At 41.7% G+C, this 15253-nt stretch carries 7 protein-coding genes; 4 read left to right on the top strand and 3 right to left on the bottom strand.

Annotated elements, in window-relative coordinates; genetic code table 11:
* Nucleotides 1-57: 57 nt before the first annotated feature.
* Both QUA58_RS04995 and QUA58_RS04990 read left to right on the top strand, forming a co-directional pair.
* The gene (locus tag QUA58_RS04995; RefSeq protein ID WP_333393220.1) at nucleotides 58-6516 is read left to right on the top strand and encodes an FkbM family methyltransferase; all 6459 of its coding nucleotides are present in this window, start codon (nucleotides 58-60) and stop codon (nucleotides 6514-6516) included.
* A 40-nt stretch (nucleotides 6517-6556) separates the two neighbouring features.
* Complete coding sequence (locus QUA58_RS04990) at nucleotides 6557-8275, top strand: FkbM family methyltransferase (RefSeq protein WP_333393219.1); 1719 nt, start codon at nucleotides 6557-6559, stop codon at nucleotides 8273-8275.
* 82 nt (nucleotides 8276-8357) lie between these two features.
* Here the strand turns inward: QUA58_RS04990 and QUA58_RS04985 are convergent, their stop codons facing one another.
* The 3 genes from QUA58_RS04985 to QUA58_RS04975 all read right to left on the bottom strand — a co-directional run bounded on the left by QUA58_RS04985 (nucleotide 8358) and on the right by QUA58_RS04975 (nucleotide 12678).
* Nucleotides 8358-10598, bottom strand: coding sequence for an O-linked N-acetylglucosamine transferase family protein (locus tag QUA58_RS04985; protein WP_333393218.1), 2241 nt, complete (start codon nucleotides 10596-10598; stop codon nucleotides 8358-8360).
* A gap of 119 nt (nucleotides 10599-10717) precedes the next feature.
* Nucleotides 10718-11245, bottom strand: coding sequence for a type IV pilin-like G/H family protein (locus tag QUA58_RS04980; RefSeq protein WP_333393217.1), 528 nt, complete (start codon nucleotides 11243-11245; stop codon nucleotides 10718-10720).
* 113 nt (nucleotides 11246-11358) lie between these two features.
* Nucleotides 11359-12678: a methyltransferase domain-containing protein gene (locus tag QUA58_RS04975; protein WP_333393216.1), complete on the bottom strand. Its 1320-nt coding sequence runs from the start codon at nucleotides 12676-12678 to the stop codon at nucleotides 11359-11361.
* 127 nt (nucleotides 12679-12805) lie between these two features.
* On the opposite strand from QUA58_RS04975, the gene QUA58_RS04970 reads away from it, so the two are divergent.
* Nucleotides 12806-12994 carry a hypothetical protein gene (locus tag QUA58_RS04970; protein ID WP_333393215.1) on the top strand — a complete coding sequence of 63 codons (189 nt, stop codon included), beginning with the start codon at nucleotides 12806-12808 and terminating at the stop codon, nucleotides 12992-12994.
* 77 nt (nucleotides 12995-13071) lie between these two features.
* Nucleotides 13072-15246 carry an O-linked N-acetylglucosamine transferase family protein gene (locus QUA58_RS04965; RefSeq protein ID WP_333393214.1) on the top strand — a complete coding sequence of 725 codons (2175 nt, stop codon included), beginning with the start codon at nucleotides 13072-13074 and terminating at the stop codon, nucleotides 15244-15246.
* The last annotated feature ends 7 nt before the right edge of the window (nucleotides 15247-15253 follow it).

The raw sequence follows: 15253 nt of genomic DNA, 5'->3' as shown, positions 1-15253 counted from the left end.
AATTAAATGCAGCTTTCTAATTAAAATACCCGAATTAGTTTCACAAAAGGATTGAATATGGGCATAGTACGCATGGGGCCACCAATAGAAATCATCTCCCAACTCAAAGAAGCTTACGGGATTAATAATTTTATTGAAACAGGAACTTATCAAGGCCATACAGCATACTGGGCTAGCCAAGTATTTGAACAAGTTTTTACAATAGAGTATTCTCAAGACCTTTATCAAAAAGTTACTGAAAAATACGGTCATATCACAAACATAGAATTTTTGTACGGTGATAGCAGAAATCTTATTGACAATACAGTATCACAACTTGAAAGTCTAAGTTTATTCTGGCTTGACGCTCATTGGAGCGGAGGGCAAACCTATGGAGAAATCGATGAGTGTCCCTTACTCGCAGAAATCGCAATAATCAACCGCTCCGACTGCGAACACTTTATTTTTATTGATGATGCCCGATTGTTTTTATCTCCTCCACCGCCGCCCCATTCACCTCAACATTGGCCGGATATTAGCGCAGTATTAAATTTGTTGAATTCAGGAAAAAACAGCAGGCATATTGTAATTATTGATGATGTTATTATTGCTGTTCCGGCGCGAGCAAAAGAACTAATTGTTCAGTATTACCAAGATTCAATCGCAAGTTTAGGCAATACAGGCAGCGGGAAACAGGAAGAAAATCATCAAAGCACTGGGGTATCTACTAATAATATTAATAAGGCAGAGTCTATCAACAACTATGAATTAAAAATAATCGAAAATTTTATTGGTTCCGGTAATGTGGTTTTCGATATTGGTGCCAACATAGGTAGCTGGACAAATCAAGTATTAAATATATGCCCCGACGTTCAAATCCATTTGTTTGAACCAGCACCGCCAATATATCAAACACTTCTACAAAATCTGGCTGAACCGATTAAAAACGGTCAACTCGTGTTAAACAACTTGGCAGTAGCACACCAACAGGAAATCAGGGAATTTTATTATTACGAAAAATCTTCGGGTTGGAGTACATTACACCGCCGATTTGAAATCGAAAAACAGTATAACATTGATTCGCCTCAGCCTTTTCAGGTTTTAACAGCTACCCTTGATGATTATGTCCAAACTAGGGCCATAAAGCGAATTAATTTCTTAAAGATTGATACAGAAGGCGGCGAACTAGAAGTTCTTTACGGAGCAACTCACCTGTTGCAAAAAGGCAAAGTAGATTATATTCAGTTTGAGTATGGCGGAACATTTGTCGATGCTAACATCACATTAAAACAAGTATTCGAGCATTTACAAAAATTTCGTTACACAATCTTTAAAATACTGCCCAATGCCCTACAACCCTTACTCCAGTTTTTACCAGAATATGAGAATTACGAATATAGCAACTTTTTAGCGGTGAACGAGAGATTCACAGCTTTGATTTTTAGTGAAGCACCAAATATGCTCGATTTGCAGCAGCTTTGCGTAAAACATTCTGTTGTGCCGCGCGGCGTTATTCACATTGGAGCCCACGAAGGCAAGGAAATTGCAAGATACCAAGCAATGGGAGTACAAAGGATACTGTTAATTGAAGCTAACCCTGTTGTATTTGAACGTTTAAAAACGAACATAGCGGGTTTTTTTAACGCGTTAGCCGTGAATTGTGCAATTAGCAATATCAACGGCACAAGCACATTATATGTAACTTCTCTGGATCAAAGCAGTTCTATCTTACAATTAAAGTATCATCAGGAAATTTATCCGGAAATTAAGGAAGTCGATCGGGTAGTTGTTGAGTCGAGAACTCTCGATACTCTTTTAGAAGAACTGCAAATTAATCCCGCCGAGTTTAATATGTTAAATATTGACATTCAAGGTGCAGAGTTGTTGGCTTTGCAAGGAGCAACTAACGTTTTGAAATACATTGAGGCAATTAACACGGAAGTTAATTATGAAGAACTGTATGAAGGATGCGCTTTAATTGACGACATTGATGATTTTTTGGAGAATTGCGGTTTCGATCGCGCAGCAACTACAACACCGTTCCATCCATCTTGGGGCGATGCGTTTTATGTGAAAAAGCCCGCAGTCACAATGTCAACGCTGGGTAGAAACGGACGGTTTGCCAATCAAATATTTCAGTATGCTTTCTTGAAAATCTATGCTAAAGAACATAACTTAAAAGTAGAGACGCCAGCTTGGATCGGTCAATATCTCTTTGGGTGCAATGATTCGCCCATTTCTCAAGAGTTACCGGTAGTTAGCGAAGAAACTAATAACCTTTTAGAAGCTCGCATACCAAACGCCAAACAAACCTTCAAAAATGTGGATTTTTGGGGTTACTTTCAGTACCATACAAAGTATTATGCAGCGCACAAGAAGTATTTTCGGTCTCTGTTCAAACCTGTGCCGGCAATAGAAACTAAAATGAAGGAGGCTTTGGATTGTTTGCGATCGCGCGGCAAAACCATCGTCGGTTTGCATTTGCGGCGCGGAGACTACGGCTACGAAGATTTTTTTATAGCACCGAGCGACTGGTACAGAGAATGGCTACAAGGTTTGTGGGAAACCCTAGATGAACCGATACTATTTATTGCCAGTGATGAACCAGAAAAAGTTTTAAGTGATTTTGAGGAGTATAATCCCATCACGACCAAAGATTTAGGTTTGGAGTTACCGGAAGCGGAGTTTTACCCGGATTTTTACATATTGAGCCAGTGCGATATTGTAGCAATTTCAAATAGCTCATTTTCCTTTGCAGCTTGTATGCTTAACGAAACAGGCAAATTTTTCTTTCGTCCGCACTTGTCTGCGGAAAAATTAATCCCATTTGACCCCTGGAATAGCGAACCAATGTTGCGAAATTATATGCCTATTCATTTTTTCACAATAGTCCTAAACGGTGAACCTTTCATCCGCTACCATATAGAAGTTTTGCAGCAACTACCTTTTAAATGGCATTGGCATATTGTTGAGGGGGTAGCTGATTTGAAGCATGATACTGCCTGGCCTATTCGATTGGGCGGAAAAATTACTGACGAACTTCACGATCGGGGTCGCAGCAAGGATGGTACATCAGAATATATAGATGAAATAGCACGACTTTATCCCCAAAATATAACAGTTTATCGCCAGCCAAAAGGTGTTTTTTGGGATGGGAAACGCGAGATGGTAAATGCACCCCTGGAAAATATTAAAGAGGAATGCTTGCTGTGGCAGATGGATGTAGATGAACTGTGGACAGCAGAACAAATTTGTAAAGCCCGACAAATCTTCGTTGAACATCCAGAAAAAACTGCTGCTTTTTACTGGTGTTGGTATTTTGTCGGAGAAAAACTGGTTATTAGCACTCGCAACTGTTATGCTCAGAATCCTGCACAGGAATGGTTGCGAACTTGGAGGTTTAAACCGGGATGTGTTTGGATCGCTCACGAACCTCCAAGATTAGCTGAACCTTTATCCGATCGCGAATGGAGAGATGTTGCAGAAGTCAACCCTTTTTTACATGAAGATACAGAAAGAAAGGGGTTGGTTTTCCAGCATTTTGCTTATGTGACGCTAGAACAGCTAGGATTTAAAGAACAATATTATGGTTATAAAAATGCAGTTGCAGAATGGAGTAAGCTGCAAGTAGAAACTAAGTTTCCTGTGCGTTTGGGTGATTATTTGTCATGGGTACAAGATGGAACAATGATTGATATGGCTGAATCTTTTGGTGTAGCGCCGATCGCGCGACGAGAAAAGGATAGTAATGAGTGGCATTTCGTGCAGCCAGAAAAGGTGCAGAGGCAAACTGTGCTTGCCGAACAACCTCCCAAGATTATTGTTGATGGTGTGTTTTTCCAGCTTTACAATACGGGAATTGCTCGGGTGTGGCGATCGCTCTTAGAAGAGTGGGTGAGTCAAGATTTTGCCAAGCATATTATTGTACTCGATCGCGCGGGAACTGCACCAAAAATTCCTGGCATTGCCTATTGCCCGGTTCCTGCTTACGACTATCAGAAGACGGATAGCGATCGCGAAATGCTCCAGCAAGTATGCGACGAAGAGAGTGCAGACTTATTTATCTCAACTTACTACACAACCCCACTATCAACACCTTCTGTCTTTATCGCCTATGACATGACTCCTGAAGTCTTTGAGGCAAATCTTGATGAACCCATGTGGCGCGAGAAACATTACGGCATCCGCCACGCATCTACATACATTACTATTTCCCGCAATACAGCCTCAGACTTATTAAAGTTTTTTCCTGATATTGCCCCAGATTTAGTAACAGTCGCTCATTGTGGAGTTACCAAAAATCTATCGCCAGCTAGCCCAGATGAGATCGAGAATTTTAAGATTAAATACAATCTTTCAAAGCCATACTTTATGATGGTGGGTGCGGCAGGCGGTCATAAAAATGCACCATTATTCTTGCAAGCTTTCGCACAACTGCCCAATCAACCAGAATTTGATATTGTCTGCACATTTCACAGCGCTTTAACAAAGGATGAGTTTGAACCATACACTTCAGGGAGTACAGTGCATAAGCTTCCCCTCAGCGATGAAGAGTTAAAAGCAGCCTTTTCGGGTGCTGTGGCGCTGGTTTACCCCTCCCAGTATGAAGGCTTTGGCTTGCCGATTTTAGAGGCAATGGCTTGCGGATGTCCAGTTATTACTTGTCCGAATGCTTCTATACCTGAAGTGGCTGGAGAGGCAGCTTTATATGTTAAGGATGATGATGTTGAAGCAATGGCGATCGCACTTATTAATATTCAAAACCCGGAAGTGCGCGAAGCTTTGATAGCTGCCGGAATTGAGCAAGCGAAAAAGTTTTCCTGGTCAAAAATGGCAAAGACGGTTAGTGAAGTTTTATTACTTGCCCTTCCCCTTTATCCTCAACAAAAATCTGAGATAAGCTGTGGAAAAGTAGATCCTAAATCAATGGATTCTTCTCGCGAAATGAGAGATAAATATATCGACTATATTTATCATAATTGTCCTAGTCTAGATGCAAATTCTCTAGCTCGTGTAGCGACAATCCTTGAAAGCACTTGCTGGGAAGAACCTACCTCCAGCACCGACTTAAACAACGTTGCAGTATTAGCTTTGATTCTGGCAGAACAGTCTGAAAACTTATTAGATCGCCAACTGTACCTGAATATGGCTTTAGAAGCCTTAAACCAAGGAATAGAGCAAGATAGCTGTCCTCTCTGTATGGCTCATTTAGCTCTCGTCTTGACGATGACTGGAGAGATGTCGCAAGCTATAGAACTTGGTTTTCCTGCTTTTCTCAACATCATCCCCAATGTTTACAGTACCATAGAGAAACTTCCCCCTGCACTCGTTTACTTGCCTTCACCGCGCAACAGTTTGCTTCATACTTTGGCTGAGCAATTGACACATCTACTTCAAGCAAGAGATGCTTCTACTCAGGCATTTCTCCTGTTCAGCGAAGTGCTATGTCGAACTCACATTGTATTTTATTCAGCAGGTGGACTCCGACTGCTGAATCTAGCAGAGAAGGTTCTACCAGATTCGAGTTTCATCAAGTTTAAACTAGGAGTCTCGTGCATGGCTAACAATTTAAGGGAAGGACTTTTATACCTGCACCAAGCCAACCAGCTAGCGCCACATTCACCACAAATTTTTCAAGCTCTCTACCTCGCTTATCGAGATATACAAAATGGAAATTCAGCTAGCTACTGGCTAAATGAGGCTCGTGAATTTTATAAGAAAGATCCTACTTCTCCTGATTGGAAATGGGCAAAATTAGCAGCAAATTCTTCAGTCACTTACCTGCCTGTTGAAAAGGATCTATTATTAGCCGTTGAGCCTAGCTTTCGGAGTATTGTAACAGGTGTTCTGCTCGCAGAGGGGGATTGGTTTGAACATGAAATGGAATTTTGGCGGAATTCCATCAAACCGGGCATGACAGTTATAGATGTTGGCGCAAATGTCGGGGTTTATACGTTTACTGCTGCGCGACGGGTGGGGACTACAGGTCGTGTACTAGCAGTGGAACCTTTTACAGGTTGTTTACGCTGCTTAGAAGAAACCTGTAAAATCAACGAGTTCGATTGGGTAACAATATGTGCTGGAGCTGCTAGCGATCGCATTGGTACAGCACGATTGCAGCTTTACGCAGCTACCGAATTGAACGAAATTGTTACTGGCGATGCCGCACAATCAATGCAAATTGGTTCTTTTGAAGAAGTCCCGTGTTTTACTTTGGACAGTTTAGTTGAGCAGGAAAACGTCAACCGAGTTGATTACCTTAAAATAGATGCAGAAGGACACGAAATGTCAGTTTTAATAGGGAGTGAAAAAATATTATCGGAATTTTGTCCTATCATCCTCTATGAAAATATCGCTATGAGCAGAGGCAGTAATTTACCTGTTGCTGATTATCTAAAAAGCAAAGGGTATAAACTCTTTCGCTATCAACCTTACGCCCAGGAACTCATTCCTATAAACTCATCTGATGAGTTGGAGGGGAACCTAAATGTTATCGCTGTTCCTGAAAGCAAAATAGATTTCATTTCTCAATCTTAAAAGTACATTTCAATTAATAAACCAAAGGAAAATTTAGGCTATGTCAGTATTTCTCCCCAGTTTGAAGAGAAGCGGTCATTTAGATCGGATTCACATGACAGTTTGTAACGTTGGCTCCCGCAAACTTAGCAGTGAAGATGAGTATGGGCAGAAAGGTTGGGAAATATTTGCACCAAATCTGACTATTTATGGATTTGATGCTGATGCTGATGCTTGTGAGGCGAGCAATACTGCTCTGGAAGCTCAACAAATAAATTGGACAGAAAAACATATTCCTCTAGCGCTAGCAAATTCTGTAGGCGAATCTACACTTTATGTAACTAAGCATCCCATGTGCAGCTCTTTGTACCCACCTAATGAACCTTATCTAGAGCGCTTTTCAGGCTTGTCAGAATTAGTCAACTTAGATTTTTATATGGGAATAGAAACAACTACATTAGATCAGTTTTGCCAAAGTGAAGGGATTGAGGAGATCGACTTTTTGCAAATTGACGTTCAGGGAGCAGAGTTACAAGTATTACAAGGTGCTTCTCAAATCTTGGGACAGTCTATTCTTGGTGTGCAGGCTGAAGTAGGATTTTCATACCTCTATAAAAATCAGCCTTTATTTGCGGACGTTGATATTGATCTCAGGGAACAAGGATTTACTTTGTTCGATTTAGATCGAGCTTATCGTTTGCGGAGCAGATCTCCCATTGGTTCAACAGTTCGCGCTGGACAGTTATTATACGGAGACGCTTTTTACTTGCGGGACTTGATAGAAGACGGCTTGGAAAACGATCTAAAAACACCAGATAAAATTCTCAAATTAGCCTGTATTGCTGATATTCTCAATTTCCCTGACTATACTCTGGAATTATTAGAGTATTTAACTTTACACTATGGCAACAACCCTGACTATAATTTTGCCAAAAATATCGTTGAGAGTTTGGCTCAATTTCCAGAGCTTGTCAGTAAAGGAATAACTTCTCTGCCTGCTGTTTCCCGAATTTTAGATTATATTGATGGTTATGATATTGACTCTCTCATCCCCAGTGAAGCTGATATTACCAATAAAGACCAGCAGGAACTACCTATCGATCCTATGAAGGTGTTCCACTGCGATGAATATCTGCGACACAACCAGAGAAGATTAGAACATTTAGCAAGCTTAGGATTAGATATTGTAGGGAAAACTGTACTCGAACTTGGAGCAGGAATTGGAGATCATACAACCTTTTTTCTGGATAGAAGCTGTGAAGTAATTGTCACCGAAGGTAGACCGCAAAATTTGGAAATACTTAGATCGCGCTATCCCGATATTGAGACAATACAACTAGATTTAGACACACCAGATTTAAAATTAAATCAGCAATTTGACATTGTTTACTGCTATGGGTTGCTGTATCACTTGCAAAAACCCACTCAAGCTATCGAGTTTATGGCACGCAATTGCCAAAAGATGCTGTTGCTGGAGACGTGCGTCTCGTTTGGGGAAGAAGAAGCTATCAATTTGTGCAAAGAAGAAGCAGATTATCCATCGCAAGCTATATCCGGTAATGGATGCCGACCTACTAGAAAGTGGGTGTACAATCAACTAAAACAATACTTCGAGTTTGTTTATATGCCTATAACCCAACCTAACCACGAACAGTTTCCTCTTGATTGGAATTTCTGTTCACCAGAAAAATCATCTCGGTCAGTATTTATTGCTTCCCGACAAAAGTTGAACAATCTGCTGTTACTTCAAGATATTCCCTTGAAGCAACAGCGCCATTGAAATTCGAGCGTGGATTGTACAGCGTTGATTGTGAATTTGGATATTTGGAGTTGTACAATAATTGCTCTGCAAAATATCCTTACTACTCCTGATAGTTTTCAACATATTTCTGCCACATTTGCTCGTAAGCTTTTTCCATCTCTCGTGTAAATTGCTTGCCATTCCACAGCGGAGCAGTTTGTCGTGACTGTCGCAGTTTCCAAGATATTTGTTGCCGCAAAACAGGATCTTTTCCTAAACGAATCCCCCACTCTACATATTCTTCATCAGTCCATGAAATACCCTCAGTTATACCTGCATTCATCATCATCCCGTAACTGTTGCGAGCTGAAAACTGCTCGCCCGCCCGTGTCACCATAGGAATGCACATCCAGAGAGTTTCTAAAGTAGTAGTTGCTCCATTGTAAGGATAAGTATCGAGTACAACATCAGCAATTCCTAAATTCGCTCGGTGAACTGACTCTGAAACAGCTATAGGCAAAAATCGCAGGCGATCCGCACTCACCCCCTCAGATTCCGCGCTCTGAATAAAAAAGTTTTTCATGGACTCTTGATCGGGGAACCATTTAGTTACAAAGTAGCTATTCGGGACTGCTTTAATGATTTGCATTTGCAGGCGGGCTGTGTTGGGATTGTATTTGTATCCCATCTGACTGCAATAGTAGATGACGGCATCGCTAGGAATATCTAGCAAATCGCGTCGAACCGTCGGCACTCCCACTTCAAAGCCATCTACTGCTACATAAGTTTCAGGCAATCGCCATATTTTTTCTGCGTAGTAATCCTGTGCTGATTCCGGTAAAACGTAATTATCTGCAATATAGTAATCGGCATTTGGTACGCCCGAAGCATCCCACCCCAGCCAACTAACTTGTACAGGGGCGGGCTTAATTGCCATTACCTCACAGCTACTATTCATAGTAATGCTATCGAGATCGATCAATATATCTATTTCGTCTTCGTAAATTTTTTCAGCAGCTTCAATACCAGAGGTACCTAGTTTATAAGCTTTATCAGATTTGCTAATATACCATTGTTGCATGGGATCATTTGTCAGTTTTGATCCTAGTAAATAAGTAGATATTTCAAAGCGATCGCGGTCGTGATGTTCAAACAGCCACCGCGCCAGCCATCCCACAGAATGGCTACGCAAGCAGTAAGATAAATAACCAACTTTATAACGTTTTTTTTGATTGCCTCCCTGAAGCAGGGGCAACGAGCGCTGGCGGCACTTCTCCACTACTGGCTTAGCATAATTTTCAACATTTTCTTGAAAAAGATTACCAATTTGGATACGAATTATCCCGGCTTCTTGAGGCCTATCTTCAAAGTAAGGAAAGAAAAATAACGAACTCATCAAGCGAACCGCAGTAGTTGAATCCAGATTAGTTGGATATTCCTCAATGAGCGCCCCCATCATTAATTTGTGTGCTTCAAAGGCTGACCAAGCATCTTCCCAATGACCACCAGCCAGCATCAGCCCGCGCAGCAGCAAGTGATTCGCAAAAATTTTATCTGCCAACTGTTCCATGACTGAGGAGCAAATTTTAGCAGTTTCTATCCCCTTAGAAAAATTTCCGATATCTTGGTAAAAACCAGCCAGGGCACGCAAAGTTTCTTGGTGTTTAGCTTCTAGTTGCAAGGCGAGTTCCACATAACGAGTCGCTAGGTGAAATTGCTTTCCTGAATATGCGATGTCATAAGCAAAGTAAAGTAAATTTTCAATAACAGGTAGAGGTTCTTTAACATATTTAAAACAAGCTTCTGTAAACTCAAACGATGAAGGGTGGAATGGAGCAACATCTAAAACGCTTTTCCAGACTTGAAACAAAAGATCGCAGTCTAATGCTATTGGAGGCTCAGACTTCAAAAGCTCAATGATCGCGCCCAGAGCGTCTGATTTTTCACCTCTGTAAATTGTCCGCAATATCGAAAGTCCCACCGAATGCAGCAGGTTGTTAATATCCCCAGGATTGATTTCTCGAATGTGCTGCCGAATCGCCCACGCTACTTCATAATTTTTCAAATCCAACCGTTGTCGTTCAGCCTCAGCTTCCAGGACTTCCAACAGTTCTGCTGTCCAAAGTTCAATTTCTTCAGAATCACCCTCAGCCATTGCCAGCAGCCATGTCGTTTGAGCTTCTGCTTCTTGTTCTTGCAACAGCAATATCAATCCTAAATGCCAGTAGTAAGATTTAACGCTTGGTTGCTCTGTAATTGCCTGTTCGTAGAGGATGGCTGCCTGAGCGTAATTTTCTTTAAATAAGAGTTGCTCGGCTTTCTCCTGCCAATCGGTAGCCAACGCTAAGAAATTGTCACTCATAAACTCATCCAATAAAAGCAGTTTTTAATTTACACTAAACTAAAGCGGGCAGCACATAGCGCTAACCCGCTCTTCGGTCTTTTTTGACAAGGATTGCTTGTGTAGTAAACTGTTAACTGTTATTTAGTAACTAGCGTCATACCAGTACAAACAGTATTGCTACCAGCAAGAACAATAGCAGTAGGAGCAGCAGGACTCGTCGTTTCACAAAGGATTGTCTGTGTGCCTGAAGCCCCTGAAGCGTCAGGCGCAGTAACCGCTACGGCTCCTGCATATCCCTTTAGTGAAGCTAAAGTGGCCGCATTAGGAGTTGCTGCTGAAGTTACACCCCCCGCACCTGTAGTGCCAATGGTGTATCCATAGTTAGTTGTCTCAGTTTTGAGACCAAGACCCAACAAAGAGATATCTGTTACAAACTTGGTGTTTTCTGCGTAGTAAGCTTGTACTCCCTTGTTAATGGAACTGACATACTGCTTAGCTTCTGTCTGCTTGGCTTTGTTTGCTTGGCTGAGGAAGGATGGCAAAGCAATAGCCGAAAGAATACCGATGATGATAATAACAACCAGCAGTTCAATCAGGGTGAAACCTTGATCCTGTCTTCTTTTGTTGATGTGTTGCAGGAACTTGGCTTTAAATTCAGTCTTCATAAGTCTTTTCTCCTAGAGGCGTGGGATGCTCGATTTCTAACTCGTATATGTAACTTACCCAGTTGTCGGCACTTTAATATCACCCCAGAGCAATTTTTTTTCAACTTCCGGTCTTAACGCTCCAAAAGCACGTACAGAAAGACTTCTAGCCTAATCAACAGTTCCTTGACTTCCTCAAAGGCAGTCTGCTCGCTAACAGGCTCTAGGTTAACAGCCATCTGGGAGCGGATTTGAAGCCACTTCTGGACTAGCGACACCGCAGACTGCGACCCCTCCCACAGAGGTAGCAAGCAAGCGGCAATTGTACTATTGAGTGCCACCGGCGCTAAAGTTGGCACAATAATATAACGGCTAATCTCAAACGCCGTCTGGCTGTCAATGCAATTACTCAAGTCTTCCCTAATCTGGGAAGTCCTCAGTTGAGGGTGCAGGTGTACCCGCGCTTCCCGCCATTGAGCTTCCGTCCATTCCGCCACGGGAACAAAATCCTGAGTTCGATTTGGATTGCCGCACCAGAAATCAAACAAACGGTGCAGGGGATGCAGCAAGTCAAATAAATGCAGCCGCTCTTCGACAGAAGCTTCTGGCAGACTCATCGCCAAAAACGGAGGCAAATCATCTGCATCTTTGAACAAATCCATCAATTCCCACCTGCGCCAAGCCACCATATTGATAAACTCTAAATCAGCACCTCTCAACATGGCAAACACTTCAGGAATGGTAGAACCTTTATCACCCACCAATAAATAGTTAGCCATAATCCATGACTCATTCTGCGCGCGATCTGAAGTCCAGGTAAATGCCTTAAGCCCTACTCCATCTTCTAATGCTTCCATAGTCTCCCGGACTATTTCTATCTCCAATTCTCCCGGACTTCCATCCATTAATCCCATTGCTTTGAAAACAGCTTGAGCGCGAAATACTCCGGCTCTACCGTTTGCACTGTGCAGGTTTGTGCGGATGATGCCATCGGGAGCGAGAACAGACTTCATCGCTTGCAATCCAGCAACAGCATCGGGCAAGAGATACAGAACTTCGTCAGCATTGATATAATCAAACTCTAACCCTAAAGTTGGTAACTCTTCTATTTTCAAAGCATAAAACTCTGCATTGGCAACCCCATGATATTGCAAACGCTGCTCGGCTAGTTTCACAGATTCTGCTGATAAATCTATCCCTACTATTTTTGCTCCCGGATTGGCTAAAGCTAAGACTAAGGATTTATAACCGGTGCCGCATCCCGCATCGAGGATAACTTTACCTTCTGTATTGATAACTTTTCTATTTCTGAAGTAGTAAGCGGTGACAAGATTGTGAAGGTAGAGCAATTCGCTGTTGTCTTTTGGAGATTCTTCCAGCGGAATTCTGGGAAAAGGAGTATTGTCAAATTGCTGGCGAATGTTTTCTATTAACTCTGATTCTTGGTTATCCATTTTCAATTACGCTCAACGCTGGCAAACTATCTTAGTATCTCAAAAAATAGCCGATCGCCCGCCAAGCCGCAACACATACTTGCCATAATAATCTCAATCCCTGATTATACAACCAACCACCGCCTCCATGAACACCAACATCAGCCCCATCCTCAAAGTATTCACCCTCTCCGCCGCCCTTTCCCTGGCCATCAAGTACGCAGGGCCTAGCTTATCCATACCCTCTACCGACATCAACGCCCTAATCGCCGTGCTTTCCCCTAGTATCATCCTAGCTGCGATCCTCGGTTGGCGATCGCGCCAACAGCCCAGATAGGGGATGGAGGGCGATCGCGCCCAAAGACGAGTTAAATTAAGCTAGGTGCGATCGAACACTCAAACCAAAACCCCTCCATGCCCAGCAATATAGATGAGACAGACAATCACATGGATCTAGCCACCTTAAATCTCAAACCCTTAAATTTGCTGATTTTTCCTGATTGGAACCAACCCGAAGAATCAGTTTATTTAGAGTTAGAACAAATTATTAGGAGTCTGGTAAGTCATCCCGATCGCGATTTTTTAACTATTTTAATATATGTCAGCGAATCCTTAGAAAATTCAGATTTAGATGCCCATCTGATTTTATCAGCTATTGTGATGAATCTTTTCATGGAAGAAGATTTAGATACTAGCTGCGAACCGGAAATTATTTTATTGGAAAATCTCAATCGAAGCCAGTGGCTAGATATTTTGCCACATATTCAATATCGAATTAAGTTGAATGCGGAAAATCACCAAGCAATAGCAGACTCTGGAATCACATTAATTCCAGTAGTGGAACAAGAACAACTTAGCGATATAACTGTTGATTCCCAAGTATCACGGTTGATAGACTTTGGCAACGCACTCTACCGTCAAGGAAGATACGAAGCAGCCATTAAGCACTATCAAAGGTTTTTAGTATCCCAGATAGGAGATATAGAACTGTATGGTAACTTAAGCGAGTGTTTAAGAAACCTCAACAGAATCGAAGAAGCGATCGCGATTCTAGAGTCAGGCATCCGCAATTACCCGACAGCCGGACAACTACATTTTCAACTCATCAAAGTTTGCCAGCAAAACGGACGCACTCAAAAAGCTATATTAAGTGCAGAAAAAGCCATGCAGATATTGCCTAATGAATATGTTTTTCAACTGTTTAAACACTTAACATTGCCGATTATTTATAACACATTAGATGAAATACAATTTTACAAAAAAAGATTTGTTCAAGAATTGAAAAACTTAATTCAGCAAACATCCCTAAGAACTCCACAAAACAAAATTAATGCTTTCCGGGGTTTTAGTAGTTTCACTAATTTTTACCTAGCATATCAGGCTCACAATGTTGTGGAATCGCAATCAAAGTATGCTAATTTAGTCCATCAAGTTATGGCCGCCAACTATCCACAGTGGGTGCAAGCGCGATCGATGCCTCCACTGCTGAAAAATTGCAAAATTAGAGTCGGTTATATTTCTAGTTATTTGCATTCTTACAGTGGCACTTTATGGTTGACTGGCTGGTTGCGTTATGCCGACACAAAACACTTTGAAATTTACTGTTACTATACGGGTAACGATCCCGATCCAATTACAGAACAATTTCGTCAATATAGCACAGAATTTCGGCACATTCCCTACAACCTAGAAGCCGTATGCCAACAAATTATTGATGACAAATTGCATATTCTTGTCTTCCCAGAAATTGGCATGGATGCAGCAACTATCCAAATAGCAGCTTTGCGCCTTGCCCCCGTGCAATGTTCGGCGTGGGGACATCCTGTCACCTCTGGTTTACCTACGATTGATTACTTTATTTCCAGCGAATTGATGGAACCCGAAGATGGGCAATTGCATTACTCAGAAACTTTAATTAAGTTGCCTAATATTGGTGTTGCCTACCCAAAACCCATTGTTGGTCAATTAACTCAGACTCGCTCAGATTTTGACCTCCGAGAAGATGCAATAATTTATTTGTGCTGCCAAGCGCCTTTCAAATACTTACCGCAATATGATTTCATATTAGCAGAAATTGCGAGTCGCGTTCCGCAAGCTCAGTTTATTTTTCCGCGCGGTGAATTGCTGCGGGAACGGCTAAAACGTGCTTTTGCTGCTATCAATCTTGACAGTGAAGATTACTGTCTGTTCCGAACTATTCCAACTCGACAAGATTACATAGCAATTAACTTTATTTCCGATGTTTTCTTAGATACTTTCACTTGGTCGGGGGGGAATACATCTTTGGAGGCGATCGCCTGTAATTTACCCATAGTAACTTGTCCGGGAGAATTTATGCGGGGACTTCACACCTATAGCTTTCTCAAAATGCTGGGAGTGACAGACACAATCGCTAAAAATGAAGCAGAATATATTGAAATTGCTGTCAAGTTGGGTAGAGATTCAAAGTGGCGGCAAGATATTGCACAACGCATGAGTCAGCGACAAGGTAATCTATTTGACGATCGAGTTTGCGTGACTGGGTTAGAGTCTTTTTATCAAAAAGTTGTTCTAGAAAAACTTGAATGTTATAGTAATTCTATAGCTTAGGGTCGCA

This window comes from Microcoleus sp. N9_A1 (assembly GCF_036701795.1).
Lineage (GTDB): Bacteria > Cyanobacteriota > Cyanobacteriia > Cyanobacteriales > Microcoleaceae > Microcoleus.
This window is presented reverse-complemented; position numbering and strand designations above follow the sequence as displayed.